Raw genomic sequence first — 16,182 nt, 5'->3', positions numbered from 1 at the left:
GAACGACCGGGCGGGCTGCTCGCCCACCCGGTCGTTGTTCCTAGTTCTCGAGCCAGTCCTCGATCGCTTCGGCGGCCTCCGCCGAGCCGTCCTCCAGGATCGTGAAGTGGTCGGCCGGTACCGGCACCACGGTATGCGCCGCATCCCACGGTTGGGTCTGCCAGTTCTCACGCTCCGCTGCGCCCCGCAGGAATGATCGGTCGCACTGGACGAACAACACCGGCGCGGCCACGGAGCCGGGCACGATTTGCTGCAGCAGCTCCACATACCGGCCCATACCGGTCAAGCGGGCCTGGTCGAAGCGACCGAACAGCGCCTCCTGCGACACCATATGCTCGGCCATCGCACGCAGCAGCCACTCGCCATCGTCATCCACCTTGTAGGTGTCCAGCATGACCACGCCGGCGGGCGCCGGGCCACCGGCCGCTTCCAGGTACTCGGTGACCAGGTAGGCCAGCAGGCCGCCCGAGGAGTGCCCGAGCAGCACGAACGGCTCGCCCTGCGCCGCCTCGAGGACGCAGCGTGCCAAGGCTTCCGCGGCCGCCGCCGGCGTCGTCGGCAGTGGCTCGCCCGCCGCGAAACCGATCGGCGGCAGCACCAGCACGTCGCGGGCGGCGCGCAGGTGCGAGGTGATCCGGGCGTACAGCTGCGCGCCGCCGGTGGCCAGCGGCGGGCTCAGGCAGATGATCCGTGGCAGGGCGGGGCCCGCCGCGAGTCGCGTTGGCACCGGCAGCTCGCCCAATTCGCTTGCCGCCGAGAACTGTTCACGCAGTTCCGCTACCGCGCGCAACAGGGTGAAGCCCTTGCCGATGTGGCCGGACACCACCGCGCCACGGAACATCCCGTACAACGAGTCGTCCACGGCGCCGGGCTCTTCGGCGCCGCGCGGGCCCGCGCTGAGCTCCTTTCGCAGGTATCGGGCCAGTGCGGCCGGCGTCTTGTGATCGAAGATCGCGGCGGCCGGCAAGGTCAGGCCGGTGGAATTGCTCAGCGCCGTGCGCAATTCCATCGCCGCCAGTGAATCGAACCCCGATTCGAGGAAATCGCGTTCGGGATCGAGCGCGTCGACGCTCTCGTGCCCCAGCAGTCTGGCGGCGTGCTCGAGGATGTGCGCCCGCAGCCACTGTTCCTGCTCGGACTCCGAGAGTTGTGCCAGCCGCCTGCGGGTGGCCCCGGCATCCTGTGTGCCTGCGCTCTGCCGGCGCCCGGCCCGCTTGACCAAGTCACGGAGCAGCGCGGGCACCGCGTCACGCGCCCGTAGCGCGGCCAGGTCGATCTCGACCGGTACGTGCGCCGGGCGCGCCGAAGCGACTGCCGCATCGAACAATTCGAGTGCCTTGTCCGCGGCCAGCGGCGGCAGACCCTGGCGGCGCATGCGCTGCCGGTCGGCCTGGCTGAGCCACTGCGACAGCCCGGTTTCGATATCCCACAGACCGTAGGCGAGCGACGTCGCCGGAAGTCCCTGGGCGTGACGGTAGGTCGCCAGCGCGTCGAGGAACGCATTGGCCGCCGCGTAGCCGCCCTGCCCGGCGGGCAGGATCGAACCCGCCGCCGAGGAGATCAGCACGAAGGCGGCCGGTCCGGCATCGCGGGTGAGTTCGTGCAGCCACCACGCGGCATCGGCCTTGGCGCCGAGGGAGTAGTCGATCTGCTCCGGGGTCAAGGTGTCGACCAGCCCATTGTGGGCGACGCCCGCCACGTGGACGACCGCACCCAGCGGATGCTCCGCGGGTACCGCGGCGAGCAGGTCCCGCAAGGCATCTCGGTCCGTGACATCACAGGCCACTACCTGAACTGCGGCGCCGAGAGTTTCGAGCTCCGCGATGAGGTCACCGGCGGCGTCCGGTCCGCGGCGGCCGGCCAGCAGCAGGTGCCGCACGCCGTGTTCGCGCACCAGATGCTTCGCCAGGTGGCTGCCGATTCCGCCGGTGCCACCGGTGATCACCACGGTCCGTTCGGGATCCCACGGCGCCCGCGGCTCCGCTTCGGGCGCCGCGGCCCGGACGAGCCGGGGCACCTGTGTTCCGTCCGCGTGGACGGACAGTTCCGGCTCGCCCGACATCGCCGCGGCCACAAGAAGATCCGCCGTTGCCTCCGCGTCCGCCTCGATGAGCACGATCCGGCCCGGGTTCTCGGCCTGTGCCGCACGCACCAGACCCCACACCGCGGCCGCGGCCGGATCGGCGATGGCGTCGGTGACCACGGCCAGAGTGCTTGCGGCGTAGCGTTCTTCGCTCAGGAACTGCTGGATGACACCGAGCGTGCCGTGCAGTGCCGCGCGCAACCGGACCGGCATATCGGCGCCGTCGACCGGGGGCCGGAAGAGCAGGAACGCGGCCTGCTCCGCCGCACCCCAGTCCGCCCAGGAAACTCCTGCCGCGGCACGCAGTTGCGGACCGGGCCGCCACATGAGCTCGTACAGCGCGTCATTCGACCGCGCCGCGGCCGCGAACAGCTCGGGCGACAACGGGCGCAAGGCGAGGGACTGCACGGAAAGCAGTGGCGCGCCGACGGAATCGGCCATCGTCAGGGTTACCGTCCCCTGATCCAGCCGCAGCCGGACCCGCACCCGCCGGGCTCCGTCGGCATGCAGCCGCACCGAGGACCACGAGAACGGCACGAGAGCCGACCGTTCGCCCTGCTCGGCCACGTCCTGCGCCAGCCCGAAGGGCAGCGCGTGCATGGTCGCGTCGAGCAGTGCCGGATGCACGCCGTAGCCCTGGGCCGAGGTCTGTTCGGGCAGCGCCACTTCGGCGAAGAGATCCTCGCCGCGCCGCCAGAGGGCCACCAGGCCTTGGAAAGCGGGCCCGTAGTTGTAGCCGTGACCGGCGAGCACGTCGTACGCGCCATCGACCGGCACTGCCGTGGCACCGGCGGGTGGCCACTGCACCAGGTCGGCCCAGTCGCCCGTGTCGCCGGTCGCCTGGCCCGGACTCACGGCGCCGGTCGCATGGTGGGCCCACGGGACCGACGGATCGTCCTCGTCCTTGCGCGAGTAGATATCGAGCCGCCGGCGCTCGGTTTCGTCGCCGGCACCGACGATGACCTGGATCTGCACGCCGCCGTTGGCCTGGAACACCAAGGGCGCCAACAGGGTCAGCTCCGCGAGTTCCGGGCAGTCGACCTGGTCGCCCGCGTGCAGGGCCAGCTCGACGAATCCGGTCCCGGGCAGCAGCACCATGCCGAGCACGTCGTGATCGGCCAGCCAGGGATGGGTGGCCGTGGACAGGCGGCCGGTGAACCGGACTCCCCCGCTCTCCGGCTGCGCCACCAATGCGCCCAGCATGGGGTGTGTATCGGCCCGCAGGCCGAGGGCGTGTGCCTCGCCCGTGTGCAGTGGGCCGGTGGTCCAGAAGGGACGGTGCTGGAAGTCGTAGGTCGGCAGATCCACCCGCGAGCCGCCGGTGCCGGCGTAGTAGCGCGTCCAATCCACCGTCGAACCCGTGACGTGCAATCGGGCGAGGCCGGTGAGCACGGTCGTGGGGTTCGCATTGTCTCGTCTGGTCAGCGCGATTGTGGTTGCGGTGTCGAGAGTTTGGGCGATCATCGGGGTCAGCACGGCATCGGGGCCGACCTCGGCGAACCGGGATGCACCCGACGCGGCCATCGCGGCGACCGCGTCGGCGAACCGGACCGTGTCCCGGACCTGGCCCACCCAATACGACGGATCGGCCATCTCGTCCGTGACGCGCGCACCGGTCACTGTCGACACCAGCGGGATCTTCGGGCGAGCGAACGCCAAACCTTCGATAGTCGTGGCGAATTCGGCCAGCATCGGCTCCATCAGTGCGGAGTGGAAGGCGTGCGAGACCCGCAATCGATGTGTGCGCCAGCCCCGTTCGGCACAACGCTCGGCGACCGCCAGGACATCGTTCTCGATACCCGAAATCACCACCGATGCCGGACCGTTCACCGCCGCGATCGACACACCATCGGCCAGCAACGGCAGCACGTCGGCCTCCGACGCACCGATAGCGACCATCGCGCCGCCCTCGGGCAGTGCCTGCATCAAACGGCCACGCGCAGCCACCAGGACACACGCATCCGCCAAGGACAGCACCCCGGCCACATGCGCGGCCGCGACCTCACCGATCGAGTGGCCCGCGACCACATCCGCACGCACGCCCCATGATTCGAGCAGTCGGAAGAACGCCACCTCGAACGCGAACAAACTCGCCTGCGCGAACACCGTCCGATCGACCAGATCACCATCCGACAGCGCCGCACTCAACGAAACCGGCTGCTCCAGTAGCGGATCCAGTTCCGCGACGATCGCATCGAAAGCCTCCGTGAACACCGGATAGGCCGCATGCAGCTCGGCCGCCATCCCGGCCCACTGCGCACCCTGACCGGAGAACACCAGACCCGTGGAACCCGGCACCACACGACCGGATACCACGCCCGCAACGGACTCGCCGCGGCCCAGCGCCTCGGTACCCGCGAGCAGACCATCGCGCCCCGCCGCCAGCACCACGGCGCGATGCTCGAACACCGCACGCGTGGCGGCCAGCGAGAAGCCGACATCCACCGAGTCCGAATCATGTTCGGCCACATGGGATGCCAGGCGGGAAGCCTGACCGGCGAGAGCCTCGCCATTGCGCGCCGAGACCACCCACGGCAGCACTCCGTCGCCCGGGGCGGTCCTGATCGCCGAATCCTGGGCCGACGCCACGGCCGGGGCCTGCTCGAGAATGATGTGCGCATTGGTACCGCTGATGCCGAACGAGGACACCCCGGCCCGCCGCGGACGATCCGACTCCGGCCACGGCACGGCCTCGGTCAGCAACCGCACGTGCCCTTCGGACCAATCCACCTTGGTCGAGGGCTGATCCACATGCAGGGTCCGCGGCAACTCACCGTGCCGCATGGCCATCACCATCTTGATCACGCCACCCACGCCCGCGGCGGCTTGGGAGTGACCGATATTGGACTTCAGCGAGCCCAGCCACAGCGGCCGGTCGGCCGCCCGATCCTGCCCGTAAGTGGCCAGCAGCGCCTGCGCCTCGATGGGATCGCCCAGCGTCGTCCCGGTGCCGTGCGCCTCGACCACATCGATATCGACCGGCGAGACTCCGGCATTCGCCAGGGCTTGCCGGATCACCCGCCGCTGGGACGGACCGTTCGGCGCGGTCAAACCATTCGACGCACCATCCTGATTCACCGCGGAACCGGCGAGCACCGCCAGCACCTGATGACCATTCCGGCGCGCATCGGACAACCGTTCCAGCACCAGCACGCCGACGCCTTCGGACCAGCCGACGCCATCGGCGCTGTCGGCGAAGGATTTACAGCGCCCGTCCGGGGACAATCCCCGCTGGCGGCTGAATTCCACCATGGTCTCGGGGGTCGCCATCACCGTCACGCCACCGGCCAGGGCCAGATCGGATTCGCCCGATCGCAGCGACTGGGCGGCCAGATGCATGGCCACCAGCGACGACGAGCACGCCGTATCCACCGATACGGCCGGGCCTTCCAGTCCGAGCGTGTACGCGACGCGACCGGAGACCAGGCTGCCCGCGGCATTGGTGCCGGTGCCCTGTGCGTAGTCGTGGTACATCACGCCGGCGAACACTCCGGTCGAACTGCCCCGCAGCGCAGCCGGATCCACCCCGGCGCGTTCCAGCGCCTCCCAGGTCGTTTCCAGCAGTTGCCGCTGCTGGGGATCCATCATGGTGGCTTCGATGGGGCTGATCCCGAAGAAGTCCGGATCGAAATCGGCGGCGGTGTGCAGGAACCCGCCTTCCCGGGTGTAGGACTTGCCCACGCGGCCCGGTTCCGGATCGTAGAGGCCATTCAGGTCCCAGCCGCGGTCGACCGGGAGCGTCGATACCGCGTCCGCACCGCGCCGGACCAGTTCCCAGAGTTCCTCGGGGGAAGTGACGCCGCCCGGGTAGCGGCAGGCCATTCCGACCACGGCGATCGCCTCGTTGCCCACGGTCCGGCTGGCGGTGACCTCGTTGTCGCGGCCGGTGCCGGTGAGCTCGTCGGCCAGGTACTTCGCCAGCGCCTGCGGTGACGGGTAATCGAAGACCAGCGTCGCGGACAATGGCAGACCGGTCACGGTTTTCAGCGCATTGCGGAACTCGATCGCGGTGATCGAATCGAACCCGAGTTCGTTGAAGGCCTTGTCCATGGCGATCGAATCGGCGTTCTGGTGTCCGAGAATCGCGGCGGCCTGACCGCGGACGATCTCGACCAGCACGGCGAAGCGCTCGCTCTCCGGCGTATCGAGCAAACGCGCGCGCAGCGCGGCGGCCGCACCCGAGACCGCCTTGCGGCGACCGGGAACCAGACCGGCGAACAGCGCGGGCGCGGCGAAGGCCGTGCGGCGCATGGCATCCAGGTCCAGCCGGGCGAGCACGGGCGCCGCCGCCTCGATTCCGGCGGCGGCGTCGAACAGCGCGAGGCCCTGTTCCGCCGACAGCGGCAGCAGGCCCGAACGGGACATGCGCTGCCGATCGATCTCGCTGAGCTCGGCGGCCATACCGCCGCCCATATCCCACAGACCCCAGGCCAGGGACTGCCCGCGGCGGCCGGATGCCCTGCGGTGCACCGCCAGTGCGTCCAGGCACGCATTGGCCGCGGCGTAGTTGCCTTGACCGGGATTGCCGACCGCGCCGGCCACCGAGCTGAACAATACGAACGCCTTCAGCGGCAGCTCGGCCGTCAGTTCGTGCAGATGCAGGGCGGCATCGACCTTGGGCCCCAGCACCGTATCCAGCCGGTCCGGGGTCAGCGAGGCAATGGCGCCGTCATCCAGAACACCGGCCAGGTGGTATACACCCGCGAGCGGATGCGTGGCAGATATGCCGGCCAGCACCTCGGCGAGCGCGTCACGATCGGCGACATCGCACGCGGCGAACTCGGCGTCGGCGCCCAGATCCCGCAACTCCGTTTGCAATTCGGCAGCGCCGGGCGCGGCCGCACCGCGACGGCTCAACAGCAGGAGCCGGCGCACACCGTACGCGTCGACCAGGTGCCGGGCGAACAGTGCGCCGAGGTAGCCACTGGCGCCGGTGATCAGCACGGTGTCGTCCGGATCGAAAACGCCGGTCGCCGAATCGGTCTCGGCGGCGGCGACCCGGGTGAGTCGTGCCCGGTACACCTGCCCGCCGCGCACGGCCACCTGCGGCTCGGTCGCGGCCGGCATGCCGCCGAGCAGCCCGTCGAGCTCGGAATCAGTATCCACCAGCATGATCCTGCCGGGGTTCTCCGCCTGCGCGGAGCGAACCAGACCACCCACGGCGGCGCCGGCCAGGTTCGTAATGTCCTCCCCGGCAACGGATACCGCACCGCTGGTCCGGACCACCAGCACCGATTCGCCGGACGCCTGATCGGCGATCCAGGACTGCAGCCTTTCGAGCACCCCGTGCGTCGCGGCACGAACGGCGGCGGGATCGTTACCCACCGGGCTGTCCCACAGCACCGTATCCGGGACCTGTTCGCCCTCGGACACCGGCATCGGCGTCCAACTGACATCGAACATCGCGGTGCGGGCGATCGGTGTGCCGGCGGTGAGTTGCGCGGGATCGATCGGCCGGGAGGCCAAGTGCCGCACCGTCATCACCGGAGCGCCGGTCGAGTCCATCAGATCCATTGCCACACCGCGCTCGCCGACCGGGGTGTACCGGACGCGCAGCGCATCGGCGCCCGACGCATGCACGGTGACGCCGGACCACTCGAACGGCAACAGCAGTCCGGTTCCGTCCGCCGCGGGATCGGCGGCAAAGCGCAAGGCGTGCAATGCCGCGTCCAGCAGGGCCGGATGCACGCCGAACCGCTCCGCGTCCGCGCGAGCCGCCTCGGGCAATGCGACCTCGGCATACAGCCCGTCGGTGGCGCGCCAGACCGACTTCAGCGCCTGGAACACCGGACCGTAGTGGTAGCCCTGCGCATCGAGGGATTCGTAGACGTCCTCGAGGTCGACCGCGGTGGCGCCGGCGGGCGGCCACTGCGCCGAATCGACTGTGGCGCTGTCGACTGCGGGTGCGAGCGCGCCTTCGGCGTTCAGCGTCCACGACGGCGCCGCATCGAGGTCTTCGTCGGGGCGGGAGAAGATCCGCACCCCGCGACGACCTGTTTCGTCGGCGGCACCGACCACCACGCGGACCGCGACACCCGCCGACTCCGGCAGCACCAGCGGAGCCCGGAGGAGCAGCTCGTCCAGCGTCGAACAACCCACGCGCTCACCGGCATGCAGGGCAAGCTCGACCAGACCGGTGCCGGGGAACAACACGGTGTCCATGACCGCGTGGTCGGCGAGCCATGGGTGCGTCTGCACCGACAGGCGTCCGCTCAGCGCGATAGCGTCGGAATCCGGTTGCGATACTACCGCCGATACCAGGGGATGCCCGGTCATCGAGAAGCCCAGGGAGCGGGCGTCACCGGTGGCGGGCGCGGTCATCCAGTAGCGCCGACGCTGGAAGGCGTAGGTGGGCAGGTCGATTCGCCGTGCTCCGATGCCGGTGTACATACCGGCCCAATCGACGTGCGCGCCGGAGACGAACAACCCGGCCACACCCGTCGCGAGCGCCGCCGCATCCGCCCGGCCATTACGCGCGAGCGCGAACACCACCGGAGTCGCGGCCACATCGAGGTCACCGACGATCTGATCGATCATCGGGAAGAGCGCGGCATCCGGCCCGACTTCGGCGAAGCGGGACACACCCAAACCTGCCATCGCAGCAACGGCATCGGCGAAGCGGACGGTATCCCGGACCTGGCCCACCCAATACGACGGGTCGGTCATCTCGTGCTCGACGCGGGCGCCGGTCACGGTGGATATCAGCCGAATGCTCGGCTGGTTGAACGTCAAACCCTGTATTGCCGAGGCGAACTCGGCCAGCATCGGCTCCATCAACGCTGAATGGAAGGCATGCGACACCCGCAGTCGGTGTGTGCGCCAACCCTGTTCGGTACAGGTCTCGGCCACAGCCGAAACCGCTTCTTCGACACCGGAAACCACCACCGACGACGGACCGTTCACCGCCGCGATCGACACACCATCGACCAGCAGCGGCAGCACCTCGGACTCGGACGCACCGACAGCGACCATTGCCCCACCGGCGGGCAACGCCTGCATCAAACGTCCACGCGCAGCGACCAGCACACACGCATCCGACAGGGACAGCACCCCGGCCACATGTGCGGCCGCGACCTCACCGATCGAGTGACCGGCGACCACATCCGCACGCACGCCCCAGGATTCGAGCAGCCGGAACAACGCCACCTCGAACGCGAACAGGCCCGCCTGCGCGAACACCGTCCGATCGATCAGCTCATCGGACGACAGCGCCGCACTCAACGAATCCGACTGTGCCAGCATCAGATCCAGCTCAGCGACGATCGCGTCGAACGCCGCCTCGAACACCGGATACGCCGCCCGCAGCTCAGTGGCCATACCGGCCCACTGCGCACCCTGACCCGAGAACACCAGGCCCGTCGAACCCGTAATCGCACGACCGGACACCACTTCGGCAGCCGATTCGCCGCGGCCCACTGCTTGGATTCCGGCTCGAAGGCCGTCGCGCTCAGCGGACAACACCACGGCACGGTGCTCGAACAGCGCCCTCGATGTCACCAGCGAGAAGCCGATATCGATCGGCTCGTGGTCGTCCACCTGCGAGGCGAGGCGCCTGGCCTGCTCGGCGAGAGCCTCGTCGGTGCGTGCCGAGAACACCCACGGCAGGATGCCACCGGCCGGGACCGCCTCGACCACCGGAACGGACGCCGGATTCGCGGCCGGAGCCTGTTCGACGATGACGTGAGCGTTGGTGCCGCTGAGACCGAACGAGGACACACCGGCCCGTCGTGGCCGGTCCACCTCCGGCCACGGCACCGACTCGGTCAGCAAGCGGATATGGCCCTCGGACCAATCGACTTTGGTGCTGGGCTGATCGATATGCAGCGTCCGGGGCAGGACCCCGTGCTGGAGAGCCATCACCATCTTGATGACACCGCCCACACCGGCCGCCGCCTGAGCGTGACCGATATTGGACTTCAACGACCCCAGCCACAGCGGACGATCCGCGGCCCGATCCTGACCGTAGGTGGCCAGTAGTGCTTGCGCCTCGATGGGATCGCCCAAGGTCGTGCCGGTGCCGTGGGCCTCGACCGCATCCACGTCGACCGCCGAGACTCCGGCATTGGCCAGCGCCTGCCGGATCACCCGCCGCTGGGACGGACCGTTGGGCGCGGTCAGACCATTCGACGCGCCATCCTGATTCACCGCCGAACCGGCGAGCACCGCCAGCACCTGATGACCATTGCGCCGGGCATCGGACAGCCGCTCCAGCACCAGCATGCCGGCGCCCTCGGACCAGCCGACGCCATCGGCGCTGTCGGCGAAGGACTTACACCGGCCGTCCGGCGCCAGACCCCGCTGCCGGCTGAACTCGAGCAGCATCCCGGGCGTCGCCATCACCGCCACACCGCCCGCCAGCGCCAGGTCGCACTCCCCCGACCGCAAGGACTGCGCGGCCAGGTGCATGGCCACCAAGGATGACGAGCATGCGGTATCGATCGACATGGCAGGGCCTTCCAGCCCCAGCGTGTAGGCGATGCGACCGGGAATCAAACTGCCCGCGGTGCTGCTGCCGGTGCCGGATCCCTCGCCGTAATCGTGGTACATCACGCCGGTGAAGACGCCGGTCGAACTGCCGCGCAGCGCAGCCGGATCCACACCGGCGCGTTCGAGGGCCTCCCAGGAGACCTCCAGCAGCACCCGCTGCTGGGGATCCATCATGGTGGCCTCATTGGGGCTGATCCCGAAGAAGTCGGCATCGAAATCCGTTGCCGCATAGAGGAATGACCCTTGGCGTGTGTAGGTGCGCCCCGCCTTGCCCGGCTCCGGATCGTAGATGCCGGCGACGTCCCAGCCCCGGTTCCCCGGCAGCTCACCGGTGGTATCGATGCCCGAGCTGACGACCCGCCACAGATCCTCCGGGGAGGCGACGCCGCCGGGGTAGCGGCAGCTCATCGCGACCACGGCGATCGGGTCGTCGCCGCCGGCCCGGTTGGCGGTGATTTCGATATCGTCGCCGGCGCCGGTGAGCTGGGAATCGATGAACTCCGCGACGATCTGCGGATTGGGCTGATCGAAGACCAGCGTGGCCGGCAATTGCAGACCGGTCGCGGCATTGAGCCTGTTGCGGAACTCGACGGCGCCCAGCGAATCGAAACCGAGTTCCTGGAAGGCCCGCTGGGGTTCGACGGCGTCGATCGAGCCGTGCCCGAGGATCTCGGCGGCCACCGATCGGACGAGGTCGAGCAGCGCGCCGCGGCGGTCGATATCGGAGAGTCCGGCCAGCTTCTTCGCGAAGGCCTGGCTCGCCGGGGTTCGATTATTGCGGCGCAGCGGAATCGGCACGATCGCGCGGACCAGGGCGGGGATGTCATCGCCCCGGGTGCGCAGCACCGCCGGGTCGATCCGCAGCGCCACCAGCTGGGCGGTGTCGGTGGCTATGGCCGCATCGAACAGCGCCAGGCCGTCCGCCTCGGAAAGCGGTGGGAAGCCCTGCCGGCGCATCCATTCGAAGGCCTCTTCGGACAGTTCGACGCCGAGCCCGCTCGAGCGCGCCCACAGGCCGTAATCGAGAGAGGTCGCCGGCAGTCCCGCGCGGCGGCGATGCGCCGCAAGGGCATCGAGGAAGACATTCGCTGCGGCGTAGTTGGCCTGGCCCGCGGCCAGCACCAGCCCGCCCGCGGAGGACAGCAGCACGAACAGTGACAGCGGCTTGTCCAGGGTGAGTTCGTGCAGATGCCATGCCGCATCGACCTTGGGCCGGAAGACTTGATCGATCCGCTCGGCGGTCATCGACCCGATCAGACCGTTGTCGGCGGTTCCGGCCGCGTGCACCACGCCCACCAGCGGCTGCTCGGCCGGGATGGTGTCCAGCAGCGCCGCGAGCGCGGACCGATCGGACACATCGCATGCGGCAATGGTGACTTCGGCGCCGAGCTCGGTCAGCTCCCCTCGCAGCTCGGCCGCACCGGGAGCGTCCGGTCCGCGCCGAGAGGTCAGCAGCAGTTGGCGCACACCGTGTTCGGTCACCAGATGGCGAGCGATCACCGCTCCCAGGCCACCGGTGCCGCCGGTCACCAGCACGGTGCCCGGCTCGGTCAGCCGGGCGATCGTGCCCGGTGCGTGCCGGGTCAGTCGCGGTACCAGGATGCTCGTGCCGCGCAGCGCGATTTCGGGTTCCGACGCCACCGCTGCGATGGCGGCCGGCACCGCAGCCGCATCACCGTCTTCCTCGAGGTCGACGATGTGGATCCGGCCCGGGTGTTCCGCCTGGGCGGCGCGCACCAGGCCCCACACCGGGGCCTGGTCCAGGCGCACCTGCTCGGAATCGGTAACGGCCACAGCGTTTCTGGTCAGCACGACCAAGCGGGAATCGGCGGATGGTGGATCGGCGAGCCAACCGTGAACGGTATCGAGCACTTCGGTGACGAGCTGCCGCGCCGCCGCCGGCGGCGCACCGTCGGGGCGGGCGCATTCGAACACCACGATCTCGGGAGCAGCAGATTCCTGCTTCGATGACGGTGTGACCGCGACCCATTCCACGCCGAAGAAGGCCTCCGACACCCGATTCGCGTTCAGGCGCTCGGCGGACACCGGCCGGGAGACCAGCGCGCCCACCGACAACACCGGCCGTCCCTGCTCATCGGCGAGGTGCATGGCCAATCGGTTGTCCTGCAACATGATCCGGACCCGCACCGCGGCGGCACCCGAGGCATGCACGACCACCCGGTTCCAGCTGAACGGTAGCGCCGGGAAACCCTCGATACCGCCGCGCAGACCGTGCAGGATGACGGCGTGCATTGCCGCATCGAACAGGGCCGGGTGAATCCCGAACCCCGTGGCCTCCTTCGGATCCGGTAGCGCGACCTCGGCGAACAGCTCGTCGCCGCGGTGCCACGCCGCCTGCAGACCTTGGAAGAACGGGCCGTACCCGTAACCGACATTCAGCAGCTCGTCGTACGCGCCGTCGATATCGAGCGGCTGCGCATCGGTGGGAGGCCAAGCGGTGAGGTCGAATTCGGCGTCCGCGCCGCCCGGGGCGAGCACGCCGTCGGCGTGCAATACCCACGGGCCCTCGATCGCCTGCCGGGAATGCACGCTCAGGTGCCGGCGGCCGGCCTCATCGGCGGCGGTCACCACCACCTGCACCGAGACGCCGCCCGCGGCCGGCAGGGTCAATGGGCTGTGCAGGACCAGTTCGTCCACCACATCGCAGCCCAGGACGCCGCCGACGTAAGCGGCCAGCTCGACGAACCCGGTTCCCGGTAGCAGCACGGTGCCGAACACGCTGTGGTCGGCCAGCCATTCCACCGAGTCCAGGGACCACCGGCCGGTGAAACTCACGCCACCCGAATCCGGATGCGGCACAAGGGCGCCCAGCAGCGGATGATCGACCACGTCGAGTCCGGCGGCGCCGATCCCGCCGAGGTCGGCCCCCAGCCAGGAATGGGCCAGCATCTGCTTGGCGTCGAGCCAGAAGCGCTGGTGCTCGAATGCGTAGGTGGGCAGGTCGATTCGCCGCGCACCCGTTCCGGCGTAGAAACCGGCCCAATCGACCTCGGCCCCGGCGACGAACAACCCGGCCACCCCACGCAGCGCGGTGGACAGGTCGGCCCGGTCTCGGCGTGCCAAGGGCGCCAGCGCGGCGGACCCGGCTTCGAGAGTCTGGGCGATCATCGGGGTCAGGACGGCATCGGGTCCGACCTCGGCGAAGCGGGACACACCCAGATCCACCATCGCGGTGACCGCGGCCGTGAAGCGCACGGTGTCCCGAACCTGGCCGACCCAATACGACGGGTCCGACATCTCGTCGGTCACCCGCACACCGGTCACCGTGGACACCAACGGCAGGCTCGGCCGATTGAACGTCAAACCCTGTATTGCCGAGTCGAATTCGGCCAGCATCGGCTCCATGAGCGCCGAATGGAAAGCGTGCGAGACCCGCAACCGATGCGTGCGCCAGCCACGTTCGGCGCATGCCTCGACCACGGCCGACACCGCGTCGTCGGCACCGGCGAGCACCACGGACGACGGGCCGTTGACCGCGGCGATCGACACCCCATCGGCCAGCAACGGCAGCACATCCGCCTCGGCAGCGCCGATGGCGACCATGGCTCCGCCCTCGGGCAGGGCCTGCATCAACCGGCCGCGCGCGGCGACCAGCACGCACGCATCGGTCAGCGACAACACTCCCGCCACATGGGCGGCGGCCACCTCACCGATCGAGTGTCCCGCCACGACATCCGTACGGACACCCCAGGATTCGAGCTGACGGAACAAGGCCACCTCGAACGCGAACAGGCCCGCCTGCGCGAACACCGTCGCATCGACCAGGTCCTCGCTCGCCAACGCCGCACTCAGCGAAACCGACTGCCCCAGCATCGGATCCAGCTCCGCTACGATCGCGTCGAAGTGCTCGGCGAACACCGGGCACGCCGCCCGCAGCTCGGCCGCCATACCGGCCCACTGTGCGCCCTGTCCGGAGAACACCAGACCTGTCGAGCCCGGCAGCACGCGACCGGTCACCAGACCGGGAGTCGTCTCGGTGCGGCTCAGCGCCCGTACGCCCGCCAGCAGACCATCTCCGTCCTCGGCGAGGACGACGGCGCGATGCTCGAAAACGGCACGCGTGGCGGCCAGCGAGAAACCGACATCCACCGGATCCGAATCATGTTCTGCCACCTGGGATGCCAGGCGTGCGGCCTGGCCGGCGAGGGCCTCGCCGCTACGCGCCGAAACCACCCAGGGCAGCAATCCACGGGTCCGAGTCGTCGCCTCGTCCGTCACCGGCTCGGTGACCGGAGCCTGCTCCAGGATGATGTGCGCATTCGTACCGCTGATGCCGAAGGAGGACACACCCGCACGGCGCGGCCGATCCGCCTCCGGCCACGGCATTGCCTCGGTCAGCAACCGCACATGCCCGTCGGACCAATCCACCTTCCTGGAGGGCTGATCCACGTGCAGTGTCCGGGGCAGTACCCCGTGCTGCATGGCCATGACCATCTTGATCACACCGCCCACACCGGCCGCGGCCTGCGCGTGACCGATATTGGACTTCAACGACCCCAGCCACAACGGACGATCGGCTTCACGATCCTGCCCGTAAGTGGCAAGCAGCGCTTGCGCTTCGATCGGATCGCCCAGCGTGGTACCGGTGCCGTGGGCTTCGACCACGTCCACGTCGAGCGGCGAGATCCCGGCATTCGTCAAGGCCTGCCGGATCACTCGCCGTTGCGACGGACCGTTCGGCGCGGTCAGACCATTGGACGCACCATCCTGATTGACCGCCGAACCGGTGATCACCGCGAGGATCTGATGGCCGTTGCGCTGCGCATCGGACAACCGCTCCAGCACCAGCACGCCGACGCCTTCGGACCAGCCCACGCCATCGGCGCTGTCGGCGAACGATTTACACCGTCCGTCCGGCGAGAGCCCGCGCTGGCGACTGAATTCCACGAGCGTCTCCGGGGTGGCCATTACCGCGACACCACCGGCCAGCGCGAGATCACATTCACCCGACCGCAGCGAGGCCGCCGCGGAATGCATTGCCACCAATGACGATGAGCACGCCGTATCGACGGTGACCGACGGGCCCTCCAGGCCGAGCACATACGAAACTCGGCCGGAGGAATAGGAGCCCAGATTCGTATTGAACGGATAATCGTGGTACATCATGCCGACCCACACACCGGTCCGGCTGCCCTTCAACGAGCCCGGGTCCACACCCGCCCGCTCGAACGCCTCCCACGAAGTCTCCAGCAACAGAAACTGCTGCGGATCCATCGCATTGGCCTCATTGGGACTGATATTGAAGAACGCCGGATCGAATTCGCCCGCGGAGTGCAGGAATCCACCCTGACGGGTGAGGGTGGAGGCCGGTGCCGCACCGGTGGGGTCGTAGAGCCGTTCGGTGTCCCAGCCACGATTCACCGGGAACTCGGAGGTCGCGTCCGTCCCCTCCGCGACCAGCTGCCACAGTTCCTCGGGAGAACCGACCCCACCCGGATACCGGCACGCCATGCCTACGATCGCAATGGGTTCGCGAAGCGCCGCGTCGAGCTCGCGATTGCGGGCGCGCAGCCGTCCGGTCTCCTTGAGTGAAACGCGTAGCGCCTGAGCCAGTTTCTCAATATTATCGTCGGGCTTCGTCATTATTGCCG

1 protein-coding gene is annotated in these 16,182 nt (G+C 69.2%); it reads right to left on the bottom strand.

Going from position 1 to position 16,182, the window contains the following annotated elements; all coding sequences use genetic code 11:
• Positions 1 to 40 precede the first annotated feature (40 nt).
• Positions 41 to 16,174, bottom strand: coding sequence for an SDR family NAD(P)-dependent oxidoreductase (locus ACIP5Y_RS36740; protein ID WP_400357032.1), 16,134 nt, complete (start codon positions 16,172 to 16,174; stop codon positions 41 to 43).
• Between the last annotated feature and the right edge of the window lie 8 nt (positions 16,175 to 16,182).

The organism is Nocardia sp. NPDC088792, assembly GCF_044750615.1.
Classification (GTDB): Bacteria; Actinomycetota; Actinomycetes; order Mycobacteriales; family Mycobacteriaceae; genus Nocardia.
This window is presented reverse-complemented; position numbering and strand designations above follow the sequence as displayed.

Excerpts from the sequence above, each read along its gene's own strand:
- ACIP5Y_RS36740 (WP_400357032.1), bottom strand. The coding sequence starts at position 16,174 with ATGACGAAGCCCGACGATAATATTGAGAAACTGGCTCAGGCGCTACGC.